The 15951-nt window shown below is 66.3% G+C and carries 14 protein-coding genes; 6 read left to right on the top strand and 8 right to left on the bottom strand.

Annotated elements, in window-relative coordinates; genetic code table 11:
• Positions 1-164: 164 nt before the first annotated feature.
• Positions 165-1304, bottom strand: a complete 1140-nt coding sequence (locus AC1G9C_RS13945) for an alkane 1-monooxygenase (protein ID WP_480407881.1) — start codon at positions 1302-1304, stop codon at positions 165-167.
• Between the two features lie 232 nt (positions 1305-1536).
• Between AC1G9C_RS13945 and AC1G9C_RS13940 the strand changes: the two genes are divergently transcribed.
• From AC1G9C_RS13940 to ligA, 4 genes are all read left to right on the top strand, one after another.
• Positions 1537-2196 (top strand): GntR family transcriptional regulator, encoded by a 660-nt coding sequence (locus tag AC1G9C_RS13940; RefSeq protein ID WP_021442184.1) that lies wholly within the window; start codon positions 1537-1539, stop codon positions 2194-2196.
• A 6-nt stretch (positions 2197-2202) separates the two neighbouring features.
• Positions 2203-5691 (top strand): chromosome segregation protein SMC, encoded by a 3489-nt coding sequence (gene smc / locus AC1G9C_RS13935; RefSeq protein WP_480407880.1) that lies wholly within the window; start codon positions 2203-2205, stop codon positions 5689-5691.
• Between the two features lie 203 nt (positions 5692-5894).
• Positions 5895-6722, top strand: coding sequence for a cell division protein ZipA (gene zipA / locus AC1G9C_RS13930; RefSeq protein ID WP_021442182.1), 828 nt, complete (start codon positions 5895-5897; stop codon positions 6720-6722).
• Positions 6723-6780: 58 nt separating this feature from the next.
• Positions 6781-9222: an NAD-dependent DNA ligase LigA gene (gene ligA, locus AC1G9C_RS13925; protein WP_480407879.1), complete on the top strand. Its 2442-nt coding sequence runs from the start codon at positions 6781-6783 to the stop codon at positions 9220-9222.
• A gap of 184 nt (positions 9223-9406) precedes the next feature.
• Here the strand turns inward: ligA and AC1G9C_RS13920 are convergent, their stop codons facing one another.
• The 5 genes from AC1G9C_RS13920 to AC1G9C_RS13900 form a co-directional block, all read right to left on the bottom strand.
• Complete coding sequence (locus AC1G9C_RS13920) at positions 9407-9775, bottom strand: glutaredoxin family protein (RefSeq protein ID WP_480407878.1); 369 nt, start codon at positions 9773-9775, stop codon at positions 9407-9409.
• 69 nt (positions 9776-9844) lie between these two features.
• Positions 9845-10390 (bottom strand): GTP cyclohydrolase I FolE, encoded by a 546-nt coding sequence (gene folE / locus AC1G9C_RS13915; protein WP_021445284.1) that lies wholly within the window; start codon positions 10388-10390, stop codon positions 9845-9847.
• A gap of 92 nt (positions 10391-10482) precedes the next feature.
• Positions 10483-11040 (bottom strand): Smr/MutS family protein, encoded by a 558-nt coding sequence (locus tag AC1G9C_RS13910; RefSeq protein ID WP_480407877.1) that lies wholly within the window; start codon positions 11038-11040, stop codon positions 10483-10485.
• 198 nt (positions 11041-11238) lie between these two features.
• Positions 11239-11559 carry a hypothetical protein gene (locus AC1G9C_RS13905; RefSeq protein WP_480407876.1) on the bottom strand — a complete coding sequence of 107 codons (321 nt, stop codon included), beginning with the start codon at positions 11557-11559 and terminating at the stop codon, positions 11239-11241.
• Positions 11560-11640: 81 nt separating this feature from the next.
• Entirely contained in the window at positions 11641-12237 is a 597-nt protein-coding gene (locus tag AC1G9C_RS13900) for a cysteine hydrolase family protein (protein WP_122107092.1), read from the bottom strand.
• Between the two features lie 155 nt (positions 12238-12392).
• On the opposite strand from AC1G9C_RS13900, the gene AC1G9C_RS13895 reads away from it, so the two are divergent.
• The gene (locus AC1G9C_RS13895) at positions 12393-12527 is read left to right on the top strand and encodes a hypothetical protein (protein ID WP_021444180.1); all 135 of its coding nucleotides are present in this window, start codon (positions 12393-12395) and stop codon (positions 12525-12527) included.
• A 98-nt stretch (positions 12528-12625) separates the two neighbouring features.
• Here the strand turns inward: AC1G9C_RS13895 and nhaD are convergent, their stop codons facing one another.
• Entirely contained in the window at positions 12626-13825 is a 1200-nt protein-coding gene (gene nhaD / locus AC1G9C_RS13890) for a sodium:proton antiporter NhaD (RefSeq protein ID WP_177342899.1), read from the bottom strand.
• Between the two features lie 265 nt (positions 13826-14090).
• Between nhaD and prmB the strand changes: the two genes are divergently transcribed.
• Positions 14091-15011, top strand: a complete 921-nt coding sequence (gene prmB, locus AC1G9C_RS13885; protein ID WP_021444178.1) for a 50S ribosomal protein L3 N(5)-glutamine methyltransferase — start codon at positions 14091-14093, stop codon at positions 15009-15011.
• Between the two features lie 117 nt (positions 15012-15128).
• Here the strand turns inward: prmB and AC1G9C_RS13880 are convergent, their stop codons facing one another.
• Entirely contained in the window at positions 15129-15932 is an 804-nt protein-coding gene (locus AC1G9C_RS13880) for a hypothetical protein (RefSeq protein ID WP_480407875.1), read from the bottom strand.
• Between the last annotated feature and the right edge of the window lie 19 nt (positions 15933-15951).

Raw genomic sequence — 15951 nt, 5'->3', positions numbered from 1 at the left:
GGCCGTTGAAAAACGTAGGCGAGGCAGCCAGCGCAAGGCAAAAACAGGCGAAAAAGCGGAGTTTACGAGCTGTAAATGAGCATTTTGAGCCTGTTTTTAACGCCGCGATGGCAACGCAGGTAGTTTCTCAACAGCCTGCTAGCAGGTTGCCAGGCCTTCGCCGGCTAGGGCTGGGCCAGCTGCGACTGGCCCAGCTGGTGCTCCTCGCCGGCGTAGTAGGCGCGCACCTTGGGGTCCATCACTGCGCGCCACAGCGGCGGAATCAGCGCCAGGACGATCATCCCGGCATAGCCGTTGGGCAGTTGCGGGCTGTCGTCGAAGTGGCGCAGCACCTGGTAGCGACGCTTGGCGTAGGCGTGGTGGTCGGAATGGCGCTGCAGATGGAAGAGGAACAGGTTGGTCAGCAGGAAGTTGCTGTTCCACGAGTGGTGCGGGTTGGTGCGCTCGTAGCGGCCGTTGTCCAGTTTGCGCCGGTGCAGGCCGTAGTGCTCGACGTAGTTGACTATCTCCAGCAGGGTGAAGGCCATGACCGCCTGGCCGAGGAAGAACAGCGCGCCGAGCCAGCCGAACGCCAGGCCGAAACCGAGCAGCAACAGGGCGCTGATGGCGTACCACCAGATCAGCTCGTTGCGCCAGTGCAGGGCCGGCAGGCCGCGACGTTTGAGGCGCTCGGCCTCCAGCTTCCAGGCGTTGAGGAAGTTGTGCTTGTAGGCGTGCGGCAGGAAGGCGTACAGGCTCTGGCCGAAGCGCGAGGAGGAGGCGTCCTCGGGGGTGGAGACGTGCACGTGATGGCCGCGTACGTGCTCCACCTTGAAGCCGGCGTAGCACACCGCGGCCAGCAGCAGGCCGCCGGCGCGCTGTTCCAGCTGCGGATCCTTGTGGATCAGTTCGTGCGCCACGGTGATGCCGATGGCGCCCATCACCGTGCCCACCGACAGCACCCAGCCGAGCTGGCCGAGCCAGCTCCAGGCCTGGTAGTTGACGAACACCCAGCCGCTCCAGACCAGCATCGCCAGCAGCAGCGGCACCGTGGCCAGGCTCAGCAGGCGGTAGTAACCCTGGGCTTCCAGGGCCGGCACCTCGCTGCTTTCCTCCGGGTTGGCCGGGTCGCGGCCGACCACGAAATCCAGCAGCGGAATCACCCCGAACACCACGGTGATCACCAGCCAGGCCCAGGCGTCGGCGTGGGCGCTGCCCAGCGACCAGTAGTAGCTGAGCGGAATGCCGAGCACCGGCACCAGCCAGATCCAGTAGCCGACCTTCTTCAGGGCGATCATCCAGGGGGAGGGCAGGCGTTCGAACATGGGCGGCTCCGGCTTGTTATCGTGGTGGGTACTGATGTCTGATTGTAGGACAATCTGTTTTCGAGACTAGCCGTCCGGGGCCCACCTTTAGATCAGAAAGCCGCCCGCCGGGGCGCTTGGCCCGGTAACACCCTGTGTTACACTCGCCGCTCGATTTTCCGCCGCCGCCCAGCAATGGCGGGGCTCTCAGACTCGACCGCCTGCCCCTGGATCGACGCAAATAAGGAATGTCATGACGTTCAAGGCCCCGGACAGCCTCGCCGAGCAAATTGCCCATTACCTGGCCGAACGCATCATTCGCGGCGAGCTCAAGGAGCGCGAGCGCATCCAGGAGCAGAAGGTCACCCAGGCGCTCAACGTCAGCCGCGGATCGGTGCGCGAGGCGCTGCTGATTCTCGAGCGTCGCCACCTGATCGTGATCCTGCCGCGTCGCGGCGCCCAGGTCACCGAACTGACCCCGCACAAGGTGCAGAGCCTCTACGGCCTGGTGATCGAGCTGTATATCCTGCTGGCCCGCGCGGTGATCGAGCGCTGGCAGGCGGAAAGCGATCTGGCGCCCTTCGTCGACATTCAGCAGCGCCTGCTGGACAGCCTGCAGCGCGGCGATATCGGCGCCTTCGTCGAGAACAGCTTCGACGTGATGCGCGCCGCCTTTCCCTTCGCCGACAACCCCTACCTGCAGGAAACCCTGGAGAACCTGCTGCCGGCCATCAGCCGCACCTATCACCTGGCGCTGGAGCGGCGCAAAGGCGAGATGGGTCAGTTCATGAATACCTTCGCCAGCCTGCTGCAGGCGATCATCGCCCGCGACCACGGCCGCGCCCGCGAGGTGCTGCTGGCTTACGGTCAGCACAACTGCCAGCTGGTGCTGGCGACCCTGGCCGAGCGCTAAGCCCCGATGCGCCTGAAAAGCATCAAGCTGGCCGGCTTCAAGTCCTTCGTCGACCCGACGACCGTCAGTTTTCCCAGCAACATGGCGGCGGTGGTCGGGCCCAACGGCTGCGGCAAGTCCAACATCATCGACGCCGTACGCTGGGTGATGGGCGAGAGTTCGGCGAAGAACCTTCGCGGCGAGTCGATGACCGACGTCATCTTCAACGGCTCCAACACGCGCAAGCCGGTGACCCAGGCCTCCATCGAGCTGATCTTCGACAACAGCGACAATTCGCTGGTGGGTGAGTACGCCGCCTTCGCCGAGATCTCCATCCGCCGCCGGGTGACCCGCGACGGGCAGAACACCTATTTCCTCAACGGCACCAAGTGCCGCCGCCGCGACATCACCGACATCTTCCTGGGAACGGGGTTAGGGCCGCGCAGCTACTCGATCATCGAGCAGGGCATGATCAGCAAGCTGATCGAGGCCAAGCCCGAGGAGCTGCGCAACTTCATCGAGGAAGCCGCCGGCATCTCCAAGTACAAGGAGCGCCGCCGCGAGACCGAGAACCGCATCCGCCGCACCCAGGAAAACCTGGCGCGCCTGACCGACCTGCGCGAAGAGCTGGAACGCCAGCTCGAACGCCTGCACCGTCAGGCCCAGGCGGCGGAGAAGTACCAGGAATACAAGGCCGAGGAACGCCAGCTCAAGGCCCAGCTGCTGGCCCTGCGCTGGCAGACCCTGAACCAGCAGGTCGGCAGCCGCGAACAGGTGATCGGCGACCAGGAAGTGGCTTTCGAGGCGCTGGTGGCCGAGCAGCGCAGCGCCGATGCCGCTATCGAGCGCCTGCGCGACGGCCACCACGAACTGAGCGAGCGCTTCAACCTGGTGCAGGGGCGCTTCTACTCGGTGGGTGGCGATATCGCCCGCGTCGAGCAGAGCATCCAGCACGGCCAGCAGCGCCTGCGCCAGTTGCAGGACGATTTGCGCGAGGCGGAAAAGGCGCGCCTGGAAACCGAATCCCACCTCGGCCATGACCGCACGCTGCTGGCCACCCTCGGCGAAGAGCTGGAGATGCTGTTGCCCGAGCAGGAGATGACCGCCGCCGCCGCCGAGGAGTCCGCCGCCGGCCTGGAAGAGGCCGAGGCCGCCATGCACGGCTGGCAGGAGCAGTGGGACGGCTTCAACCAGCGCAGCGCCGAGCCGCGCCGGCAGGCCGAGGTGCAGCAGTCGCGCATCGCTCAGCTGGAGCAGAGCCTGGAACGTCTGGCCGAACGCCAGCGCCGCCTGGGCGAAGAATTGCAGCAACTGGCGGCCGACCCCGAAGACGCCGCGATCCTGGAACTGAACGAACAGCTGGCGGCTGGCGAATTGGAGCAGGAGTCGCTGCAGGCAGCCGAAGAGCAGCAGGCCGAGCGCCTGCAGCAGCTGCGCGAGGAGCTGCAGCAGGCCGGCCAGGCTCAGCAGCAGGCCCAGGGCGAATTGCAACGGCTGAACGGTCGCCTGGCTTCGCTGGAGGCCCTGCAACAGGCCGCGCTCGATCCGGGGCAGGGCGCCGGCGACTGGCTGCGCGAGCAGAATCTGCAGCAGCGTCCGCGCCTGGCCGAAGGCCTGCGCGTGGAAGCCGGCTGGGAGCTGGCGGTGGAAACCGTGCTCGGCGCCGACCTGCAGGCGGTGCTGCTGGATGATTTCGCCGGGCTGGATTTCACCGCGCTTCAGCAGGGCGAACTGCGCCTGGCCAGCCCGGCTGCGGGCGGCGCGCGCCACGCCGGCAGCCTGCTGGACAAAATCGAATCCAAGCATGACCTGTCGCCCTGGCTGGCCAGCGTACGCCCGGTGGAGTCGCTGGAGCAGGCCCTGGCGGCGCGCGCCCAGCTGGCCGAGGGCGAAAGCCTGATCAGTCGCGACGGCTACTGGGTCGGCCGACATTTCCTGCGTGTGCGCCGCGCCGCCGAGGCCGACAGCGGCGTGCTGGCCCGCGGCCAGGAGCTGGAACGCCTGCAGCTGGAGTGCGAGGAGCGTGAAGCGGCCCTGGCGCAACTGGACGAGCGCCTGCTGGCGCTACGCGACCAGCAACGCCGCCAGGAGGAGCTGCGCGAGCAGCAGCGTCGCCAGTTGCAGGACAGCAGCCGCCAGCTGGGCGAGCTCAAGGCGCGGCTGTCCGCCAGCCAGGCCAAGGCCGAGCAACTGGGGCTGCGCCGCCGCCGTCTGGATGGCGAGCTGCAGGAAGCGGCCGAGCAGCGCGAGATCGAGCAGGAGCAACTGGGCGAAGCGCGCCTGCAATTGCAGGATGCGCTGGACGCCATGGCGCTGGATAACGAGCAGCGCGAAAGCCTGCTGGCCAGCCGCGACAGCCTGCGCGAGCGCCTCGACCGGGTGCGCCAGGAGGCGCGCCAGCACAAGGATCACGCCCATCAGCTGGCGGTGCGGGTCGGCTCGCTCAGGGCGCAGCACGACTCCACCCGCCAGGCGCTGGAGCGCCTGCAACTGCAGGCCGAACGCCTGCATGAGCGGCGCGAGCAGCTGTCGCTGAATCTGGAAGAAGGCGAGGCGCCGCTGGAGGAGCTGCGCATCAAGCTCGAGGAACTGCTCGAACGACGCATGGCGGTGGACGAAGAGTTGCGCCAGGCGCGTCTGGCCCTGGAAGACGCCGACCGCGAACTGCGCGACGCCGAGAAGCGCCGCAGCCAGGCCGAGCAGCAGGCGCAACTGCTGCGCAGCCAGCTGGAGCAGCAGCGTATGGACTGGCAGTCGCTCAACGTGCGGCGCAAGGCCCTGGCCGATCAGCTCGCCGAGGACCACTACGACCTGCACGGGGTGATCGCCACCTTGCCGGCCGAGGCCACGGAAAGCGCCTGGGAAGAAGAGCTGGAGCGCATGGCCGCGCGCATCGCCCGGCTCGGGCCGATCAACCTGGCGGCCATCGACGAGTATCAGCAGCAGTCCGAGCGCAAGCGCTACCTGGATGCGCAGGACGCCGACCTGGTCGAGGCGCTGGACACCCTGGAAAACGTCATCCGCAAGATCGACAAGGAAACGCGCAACCGTTTCAAGGACACCTTCGATCAGATCAATGGCGGTCTGCAGGCACTCTTTCCAAAAGTTTTCGGCGGCGGCAACGCTTATTTGGAACTCACCGGCGAAGATCTACTCGATACCGGTGTAACCATCATGGCGCGGCCCCCGGGCAAGAAGAACAGCACCATTCATTTGCTCTCCGGCGGAGAGAAGGCTTTGACCGCTTTGGCACTGGTGTTTTCCATCTTCCAGCTCAATCCGGCGCCGTTCTGCATGCTGGACGAAGTGGATGCGCCGCTGGACGATGCCAACGTGGGTCGCTACGCGCGCCTGGTCAAGGAGATGTCGGCGACGGTGCAGTTCATCTACATCACCCACAACAAGATCGCCATGGAAATGGCCGATCAGCTGATGGGCGTCACCATGCATGAGCCGGGCTGCTCGCGCCTGGTGGCGGTGGACGTCGAGGAGGCGCTGGCCATGGTGGAGGCATGATGTTGCCGGGCTGGCTGAACACAGGCAAAACTCCATGTGGGTGCCGGTGTAAAGTTGCCTTTCGTCGTGCTAGCTTATTGCCCACTTTTGTTACACGCGGAAAACGTCAGATAGAACATGGAGTTGGCGCCGCGTTTATAGTCGAGTCAGGGTCCGTTTGACTGGATCTTTCTTCACCAGAATTTTTAGGGGTTAGGTATTTCATGGAATTCGGTCTGCGCGAATGGCTGATCGTTATTGGCATCATCGTTATCGCTGGCATTCTGTTCGACGGCTGGCGGCGCATGCGTGGCGGCAAGGGGCGCTTGAAGTTCAAGCTCGACCGTAGTTTCGCCAACATGCCCGATGACGACGGCGACCCCGATCTGCTCAGCCCGCCACGGGTGATCAAGCGCGACCTCGAACCGCAACTGGACGAGGACGACCTGCCATCGATGAGCGCCAAGGATCTGCCGCGTCGTCCTCGCAGCGAGCCGCAGCAGGGCGACCTCAACCTGGCGGTCGACGAGCCGGTGCCGACCCTGCTCAACCCGGTCGACGACGAAGTCGAAGCCAAGGATGCGAAGAAAACCGCCAAGCCGGCCGCCGAGGCTGCGCCGGTGGAGGAAGTGCTGGTGATCAACGTGGTCGCCCGCGACGACATCGGTTTCAAGGGCCCGGCACTGCTGCAGAACATCCTCGAAAGCGGCCTGCGTTTCGGCGAGATGGACATCTTCCACCGCCACGAGAGCATGGCCGGCAACGGCGAGGTGTTGTTCTCCATGGCCAACGCCCTCAAGCCCGGCACCTTCGACCTCGACGACATCGAAGGCTTCAGCACCCGCGCGGTGAGCTTCTTCCTCAGCCTGCCCGGCCCGCGTCATCCCAAGCAGGCCTTCGACGTGATGGTCGCCGCGGCGCGCAAGTTGGCCCACGAACTGGGCGGCGAGCTGAAGGACGACCAGCGCAGCGTGATGACCGCGCAGACCATCGAGCACTACCGCCAGCGCATCGTCGAGTTCGAGCGCCGGCAGCTGACCCACAAGCGCTGACAGCAACCGCATTGCAAAAGAGCAGCTCAGGCTGCTCTTTTCGTTTGAGAGACCGAAGATGACCGACGCCGCCCAACGGAATGCCGCCCAACGTATTGCCGAACTGCGCAACGAACTGGGTGCGCACAACTACCGCTACTACGTGCTGGACCAGCCAAGTATTCCCGACGCCGAGTACGACCGCCTGTTTCGCGAACTGCAGGCGCTGGAGGCCGAGCATCCCGAACTGGTGACCCCCGAATCGCCGACCCAGCGCGTCGGCGGCGAGGCGCTCGACGCCTTCGGCGAGGTGCGCCACGAGATCCCCATGCTCAGCCTGGGCAACGCCTTCGAGGAGGACGACCTGCGTGCCTTCGACCGCAGCGTGCGCAGTGGCCTGGGTCTTGCCGGCGGCGACCTGTTCGGCGGCGGCGCCGAGGTGGAGTACAGCTGCGAACCCAAGCTCGACGGCCTGGCCGTCAGCCTGCGCTACGAGCACGGCCAACTGGTGCGCGGCGCCACCCGCGGCGACGGCAGCACCGGCGAGGACATCAGCGCCAACGTGCGCACCATCCGCAACGTGCCGCTGCGCCTGCAGGGCGAGGGCTGGCCGCAGGTGCTGGAGGTGCGCGGCGAGGTGTACATGCCCAGGGCCGGCTTCGACGAACTCAACGCACGCCAGGCCGCGGCCGGCGCCAAGACCTTCGCCAATCCGCGCAACGCCGCGGCCGGCAGCCTGCGTCAGCTCGACCCGAGGATCACCGCCAGCCGCCCGCTGGAGTTCTGCTGCTATGGCGTCGGCCAGGTCAGCGGCGAGCTGCCGGCCACCCAGATCGGTATGCTCGAGCAGCTCAAGGCCTGGGGCATCCCCATCAGCCGCGAGCTGAAGCTGGCCAAGGGCGTGGAAGCTTGCCTGGACTACTACCGCGATATCGGCCAGCGGCGCATGGAGCTGCCTTATGACATCGACGGTGTGGTGTTCAAGGTCAACCACATCGAGGACCAGCAGCAGCTGGGCTTTCGCGCGCGCACGCCGCACTGGGCCATCGCCCACAAGTTCCCGGCGCAGGAGGAGCTCACCGAGCTGCTCGACGTCGAGTTCCAGGTCGGCCGCACCGGCGCCGTCACCCCGGTGGCGCGGCTCAAACCGGTCAAAGTGGCCGGCGTCACCGTGGCCAATGCCACCCTGCACAATATGGACGAGGTGGCGCGCCTGGGGTTGATGATCGGCGATACGGTGATCATCCGCCGCGCCGGCGACGTGATCCCTCAGGTGATGGCCGTGGTGCCGGAGCGGCGCCCGGCCGATGCCCGCCCGGTACGGGTTCCCGAGCAGTGCCCGGTGTGCGGTTCGGCGGTGGAGCGCACCCAGCTGGTCAAGCGCAGCAAGGGCAAGGAGAGCGTCAGCGAGGGCTCGGTGTACCGCTGCATCGGCCGCCTGAGCTGCCAGGCGCAGCTCAAGCAGGCGATCATCCACTTCGTCTCGCGCCGCGCCATGGATATCGAGGGCCTCGGCGAGAAGAGCGTCGAGCAGCTGGTGGACGAGGGCCTGGTGAGTTCGCCGGCCGATCTCTACACCCTGAGTTTCGAGCAGATCGTCGGCCTGGAAGGCTTTGCCGAGCTGTCCAGCAACAACCTGCTGGCGGCCATCGCCGATAGCCGCAAGCCGACGCTGGCGCGTTTTATCTACGCCCTGGGCATTCCCGATGTTGGCGAGGAAACCGCCAAGCTGTTGGCCCGCGCCCTGGGCTCGCTGGCGCGCATCCAGCAGGCGCTGCCCGAGGTGCTGACCTGGCTGCCGGACGTGGGCCTGGAAGTGGCGCACGAGATCCACAGTTTCTTCGCCGACGCGCACAACCAGGCCGTGCTGGAGAAACTGGTCTATGACAACGACGCGCCACTCGGCGTATTGCGCGAGGATGCCGGGCTGAGCGCGGAGTTCACCGCCTGCGCCAGCCTGGCCGAGCTGCTGGGCAAACTGAATATCGCCTCGGTCGCCGCGACCGGCGCCCAGAAGCTGGTCGATGAAGCGATCAGACGTCTGGCTGTCACCGGCGTGAGCAATGCGGAGAATGCCGTGCGCCTGGAGCATGTCATCGAACTCAGTCAGGACTGGCTGGACCTGTCGGTGCTCAAGGGGCTCAACGAAAAGGCCAAGCAGGCCGTGCGCGAATTCTTCGCCGACCCGGCCAAGGTCGCCAAGGCTCGCGCCATCGAGCAGCAGTTGCTGGATTTCGGCATGCACTGGAGCTGCGAGAAGAAGGTCGCCGAAGGTCTGCCCCTGGCCGGGCAGACCTGGGTGCTGACCGGCACCCTGGAACTGATGAGCCGCGATGTGGCCAAGGGCAAGCTGGAAGGCCTGGGCGCCAAGGTAGCCGGTTCGGTGTCGGCCAAGACCCATTGCGTGGTGGCCGGCCCGGGCGCCGGCTCGAAACTGGCCAAGGCCAGCGAGCTGGGCGTGAAGGTATTGGACGAGGCGCAGTTCCTCGAACAGCTCAAGGCTTACGGCGTCGAGCCCTGATATTGCAGGAGCCGGCTTGCCGGCGATTCCTTACGCAGAAGCATCGCCGGCAAGCCGGCTCCTGCGAAAAGCTTTGCCGTACTGGGTAATGCTTTTCGCTCGATAAGTAAGCTTCCCTCTCCCCGAAGGGGCGAGGGGGCTGACGGAGGGGCATCAGTGCCTAAGTGCAGAGCCGTCTGAACGCTCAGCCGGCGAAGCGCTGCTCCAGATAGGCGATGATCGCCTTGGACTCGTACAGCCAGGTGCTCTGGCCGTTTTCCTCGATGCGCAGGCAGGGCACCTTGATGCGGCCGCCCTGCTGTTCCAGGGCCTGGCGATGCTCGGCGTCGTGCTTGGCGTCGCGCAGTTGCACCGGCAGGTTCAGGCGGTGCAGGCTGCGCCGTACCTTGACGCAGAACGGGCAGGCGTGGAACTGGTACAGCGCCAGGTCGGCGCTGGCGCGTTCCACCTCGGCCTGCGCCGCGGCGCTGCGCTGGAGTTTACGCGGGCGGCTGATCCAGTCGACGAACACGACGATCTGGCCGAGGCCAATGCGAAGGGCCTTGAGCAACATGGTTTCTACTCCTGAAATGCCGACGGCCGTTCAGCGTCGTGAACGGCCGTCGTGGTGGGGGGCTGCGCCTTAGCCGATCAGGCTGAGGAATTCGCTGCGGGTCGCCGGGTTTTCACGGAATTCGCCAAGCATCACTGAGGTGACCATGGACGAGTTCTGCTTCTCCACGCCGCGCATCATCATGCACATGTGCTGGGCCTCGATGACCACCGCCACGCCGAGGGCACCGGTGACCTGTTCGATGGCCTCGGCGATCTGCCGGCTGAGGTTTTCCTGGATCTGCAGGCGGCGGGCGTACATGTCGACGATGCGCGCCACCTTGGACAGGCCGAGCACCTTGCCGTTGGGGATATAGGCGACGTGGGCCTTGCCGATGAACGGCAGCAGGTGGTGCTCGCACAGCGAGTACAGCTCGATGTTCTTGACCAGCACCATCTCGCTGTTGTCGGAGCTGAACAGCGCGCCGTTGGTCACTTCCTCCAGTGTCTGCTGGTAGCCGCGGCAGAGGTACTGCATGGCCTTGGCCGCGCGCTTGGGGGTATCCAGCAGGCCTTCGCGAGAGGCGTCCTCGCCGAGCTGGCCGAGGATCGCGGTGTAGTGTTGTTCCAGGGACATGGAAAATCCTGTTGGGTATCGAAGGGCGCAGGGTAGGGCGCCGATGGGCGCCTGGCAAGAGCGCCGGGCGCCAGAATCATGGGCCGGGCGGGTTACTCGTCGCGGCCGTCCATCATGGTGCGCTTGAGGATGATGTACACCGCGCCGGTGCCGCCGTGCTTGGCCAGGCAGGAGGCGAAGCCGAGCACCTGCGGGTGCTGGCGCAGCCAGGTGTTGACGTGGCTCTTGATCATCGGCCGGCGGCCGTCCATGCGCACCGCCTTGCCATGGGTCACGCGCACGCAGCGCACCTCCAGCTTGGCGGCTTCGGCGAGGAACTCCCACAGCGTGTCGCGCGCCTTCTCCACGCTCATGCCGTGCAGGTCGAGGCTGCCGTCGAAGGGGATCTGGCCGAGCTTGAGCTTGCGCATCTGGCCTTCCTGCACGCCGTTGCCGGCCCAGTACAGCGCGTCTTCGGCGCCGACGTCGATGACGAACTGGTCGGACAGGCCGTCCACCTTGATCTCGCCCTGGCTGATGCTGGCGGCCTGGCGCAGGGTGCTGAACTGCTGGCGATCGGGCTTGGGTTTGCCGGTGTCGGCGCGGTCGTGCTTGAGCGGCTTGACGCCGCGCAGCTCGGCCTGGAACAGGGAAAGGTCGTCGTCTTGCATCGGTGGCTCCGCGAAACAGACGGGCATTTTATGGCCTGCCATCCCTGACGGCCACCCTTCGGGCCGTCGCTGCGCGACGTTAAAAATGGCTCCCGGCCATTTTTTATGGCCTGCCGTCCCTGACGGCCACCCTGCGGGCCATCGCTGGGCGAGGTTAAAAAATAGCGCCAGGCTATTTTCTAGCCCGCTCGCGGCGTTTCAGTCGCGCTTTTTCAGCAGATGTGGCGACAGGGCGAGGTCGCGCGGCTGGCGCAGGCGCCGGCGGCAGCGGCGCCAGAAGGCGATGCCGGCCCACAGCAGCAGCAGGCCGAGCAGCAGCAGGACGCCGGCTTCGCCGGTGGAGTCGTTGAGCGTGCCCAGCACCGGGGCGCGCCCGGCCAGCGAGGCGATACCGGCCATCGCCAGAAGGATGCCGAAGGTGGCCAGCAGCGCGCCCAGCGCCGCACCGATACGCAGGCGCCAGTGTTTCGGCTGGCGCGGGCGCAGGCGGCGGGCATCGAAATCGTCGGACAGCTTCATGCCGATTTCCTTTGGGGTGTCGGCGCTATGACCGGACATTAGCGCCGGGGTTCCGCCATGCTGGCAGCACTGTGACGGCGGTCAGATCAGCGCCTTGGCTTGCGGCACCAGGGTGGCGAAGTTGTCGGCCAGGGCGATCATCTCGATGCGGTGCACCTGCGCGGCGGCGATCACGCTGCCATCGGGGGCCGGCAGGTCGCGGGTGGCGCAGGCGGCGTCGACCAGGGTGCAGCGATAGCCATAGTCCTTGGCGGCGCGCACCGTGGTGCTGACGCTGGAATGGGTCATGAAACCGCAGACGATCAGGTCGAGATGGCCAAGCGCCTGCAGCCGGTCGTGCAGTTCGGTGCCGGCGAAGGCGTTGGGCAGGCGTTTCTCCACCACGATCTCGCCGGCCAGCGGGGCCGCTTCCGGCAGATGGCGGCCGCGCGGGCCGCTGGGGTCGAGCAGGCCGCCGGGAATGCCGAGGTGCTTGACGTGGACGATGGCGCTGCCGGCGGCGCGGGCGGCGGCCAGCAGGCTGGCGATCTCGGCCAGGGCGGCGTCCAGGCCGGGCAGGGCGAGCACGCCGCTGCGGTATTCTTCCTGAGCATCGATGATCAGCAGGGTCGCATTGCCCAGACTGGCCGGAGCGTGGCCACGACCGGTGAGCTGGAACATGGTTTGCGGATGGGACATCTCGGGCTCCTGGCTGATGGTGATGATGTGCCATTGTCCGCTTGCCAGAGCGCGCTGTGAACCTCTTGTGCGCCATTACTTGCTCGGCCGTGGAGCGCGGAGCAGAATCGGAACCGTCCCGAAGGACTCGGGGTCGCATGCAAAAGGAGTTGCCCATGTCGCTGTTTTCGCAATTGTCCCCGCATTTCTGGCTGCTGTTCTCCATCGCCGTGGCCATCGCCGTGTTGCGCGAACTGCGCCGGCCGCCGGATGGGCCCGGCTGGTCGCGCAAGGAGCGCGAGCGCCCCTGATCAGCCGATGCCGGTGCGTTAAGCGTTGGCTATGTCCCCAAGCCGGGCAAACGAAAACGCCCCGCAATTTGCGGGGCGTTTGCCGTTGCGCGAGGGCCTCAGCCGCCGAGGCCGAGCCACTGGAACTGCAGGTACCAGATGCCCAACGAGCCGAGGAAGTTGACCAGGATCGCCGGCAGGAACTTCAGGTGCACGCCGAAGCTGTAGCTCTTGTCCAGGCTCATGGCCATCACCCCGGCGGCCGAGCCGACCACCGTCAGCGAACCGCCGATGCCTACCATCAGCGCGTTCAGCGCCCACTGGTCGAGGCCCAGCTGCGGGTTGGCCATCAGCGCTGCGGCTTCCACCGGCACGTTGTCCATTACCCCGGAGGCGACGCCGAGCACCACGTTGACCAGGGTCGGATCGAGGATCTCGAACAGGCGCGCGATGTAGGACAGCCAGCCGACGTGGTTGAGGCAGGCCACCGAGGTGATGATGCCGATGAAGAACAGCAGGGCGTTCCACTCTACCTTCTGCAGCTGCTCGTGCCAGCGCGTCTCGATGCCCATGCGGGTCAGCAGCCAGCTGTACAGGGCGACCAGGCCGAGGCCGATGCCGATGGCGAACTCGATGCCGACCTTGAGCACGATGTTGCACAGCACCGCGCCGATCACTGCGATGAAACCCACCAGCGCCAGACCGGCGCCGCCCGGCTTGAGCCGGCTCTCGCTGGCGTCGACCTTGCGGATCAGCTGCTGGCCGTCCAGCTGGCGCAGGTAGAACAGGTGCAGGGTGGCGGCGCACAGCATCCAGCCGATCAGCGCCGAGGGGATCAGCAGCAGCAGGCCGGCGATGCTGATCTTGCCGGCCAGCACCACCATCAGGCTGGTGGAGGTGCCGAGGAACCAGACCCCGGAGTTGGACGCCACCACGATGTTGCACAGCGCCACATGGGTGTAGCGCTGGTGGCTGGAGATGCTGGTGATGGTCTTGCCAAAGATCATCGCCGTGGTGAAGTTGTTGAGAAAGGGCGACAGGGTCGCCGACAGCGCGCCGGTGGCCCAGAACATGCCGCGGGCACCGAGACCCTTGCGCAGCAGGTAGCCGTTCAGTGCGGTGAACACGTTCCGCTCGTTGAGCAGCTCGACCACCATCCACATGAAGGCCATGAAGGCGATCAGGCCGAACAGTTCCTCCTTGGTCTCGCTCTGGGCGTGGAGGAAATACTGGAAGCCGTTGGGGTCGGTGAGGGCGTAGTGGACGCCGATGACGATCAGGCCGGACATCATGAACATGGCCGGCTTGAACTTATCCATCTCCAGTTGTGCTTCAAAAACTATCAGCGTCATGCCAATAAGGAATATCGCCAGCACGAGCAAGCCCGTGAGCGAGAAGGGGTCGATGACCATTGGGGGTTCTCATTAGGAAGGGATGGGAAGGGTTAAGAAATCGTTGCAAATTATAACGATGTGACCCCTCGTCTGGCAGCAGTCGAACTACGACTTAACGGCATTTATTTATGGCCATGCGCCCCGTGCCTGCCCTGGGCTAAACTGCGCCGTTTTCACCCGGAGATCGCCCGTGACCCTCCCCGCTACCCGTTTACGCACCTTGCGCGACTACATCCGCTGGGCCGTCAGCCGTTTCCAGGCCGAGCAACTGTTCTTCGGCCATGGCACCGACAATGCCTGGGACGAGGCGCGCCAACTGGTGCTCGGTGCCTTGCACCTGCCCTGGGAAATGTCCGATGCCTACCTCGACTGCCGCCTGGAGGACGATGAGCACGCCCATCTGCAGGCGCTGCTCAAGCGCCGCATCGAGGAGCGCGTGCCCACCGCCTACCTGCTCGGCGAGGCCTGGTTCTGCGGGCTGCCCTTCGTCGTCGACGAGCGCGTGCTGGTGCCGCGCTCGCCGATTGCCGAGCTGATCGAGGCGCACTTCGCCCCCTGGCTGCCGGCTGAGCCGGCGCGGGTGCTCGACCTGTGCACCGGCTCGGGCTGCATCGGCATCGCCTGCGCCTACGAGTTTCCCGAGGCCGAGGTGGTGCTGGCCGATCTGTCGTTCGAGGCGCTGGAGGTGGCCAACCAGAACATCGAGCGCCATGGTCTGGAAGAGCGCGTCTACTGCGTGCAGGGCGACGGCTTCGCCGGGCTGCCGGGGCAGCGCTTCGACCTGATCGTCTCCAATCCGCCCTACGTCGATGCCGAGGATTTCGCCGACATGCCGGCCGAGTATCAGCACGAACCGGCCATGGGCCTGGCCTGTGGCGACGATGGGCTGGACCTGGTGCGGCGCATGCTGGCCGAGGCCGCCGACCATCTCACCGAGCGCGGCCTGTTGATCGTCGAGGTGGGCAATAGCCAGGTGCATGTCGAGGCGCTGTACCCGGAGGTGGACTTCACCTGGCTGGAGTTCGCGCGCGGCGGCCACGGCGTGTTCCTGCTGGCGGCCCAGCAGTGCCGCGAGCATCAGGCGCTGTTCCGCTCGCGGGTCGAGGGCTGATTCGCACGGCTGACGACGGACAGGCGTAGGGTGGATGACGCTTTTTTCATCCACCACGATGACCTGATCGGTGGATGGGTGAAGCGCCATCCACCCTACGATGATCCGACAATGACTCTAGCGCGTGGCGATCCAGATCAGCAGCCCGGCCTGGAACAGGCAGAAGGCCACCAGGCAGCTTATGGTGAAGCGTAGGCCGCTGTCCTCGCGCCTGAATCGCGCGACCTTCTCCTCCAGCTTGCGCACCTGCACGTCCTGCTCGCGCAGGCTCTGATCGGCCTGCTGCAGCATGGCGGCGGCGTCCAGCAGCTCGATGATCTGCACCTTCTCGGCCTGCCAGTCGCCGTGCAGCGAACTGACCCGCGGCGCGCTGTAGAACGGCTTGAGCTGCAGCGGGTCGCTGTATTCGATGGCAAAGCCTTGGGCCTTCAGGGCATGGTCGCGGCGGGCGCGCGCCGCTTCGTTGAAGTTGTCCCGGGTCGGCAGGGCGCCGCCCTCGACCTGGTAATGGGCGTACTGCTTGCGCGCCCAGGCGATGCCCTGGGCCAGCAGGAAGCGCCCCAGGCCGCGGTTGGCCGGCTCCACGCTCAGGCCCTTGTCCGGGCCGAAGCGCACCTCCTTGCGTTGATGATCGGCCCAGACCTCCAGCAGGTTCTGTTCGCGGTGCAGGCGCTGTCCCGGCACTTGCAGGCTCAGGCGCAGCAGGCTGTGGTCCTTGGCATGGCGCTCCACGCGGCCGAGCTGGACGAAGCGCAGCGGCCGCGGGCCGGTGTCGCGGTCCACCGGCAACGGCGCCAGGCGCAGCAGGCTGAACTGCTCGGCCGGCAGGTCGGCCCAGGGATGGGGGGCGGCCGGCGCTTCGCCGCTCTGTTGGGCGTCGACCGGCGCGGTTGCGGGGGGAGAGGCGGGTTGCTCGCTCATGTGGGGGCCTGTGCGCTAA

The sequence above is a fragment of the Pseudomonas sp. ABa2 genome (genome assembly GCF_056676075.1).
Note: the sequence above shows the minus strand (reverse complement) of the source record. Positions and strands in the feature narration are given on the sequence as shown.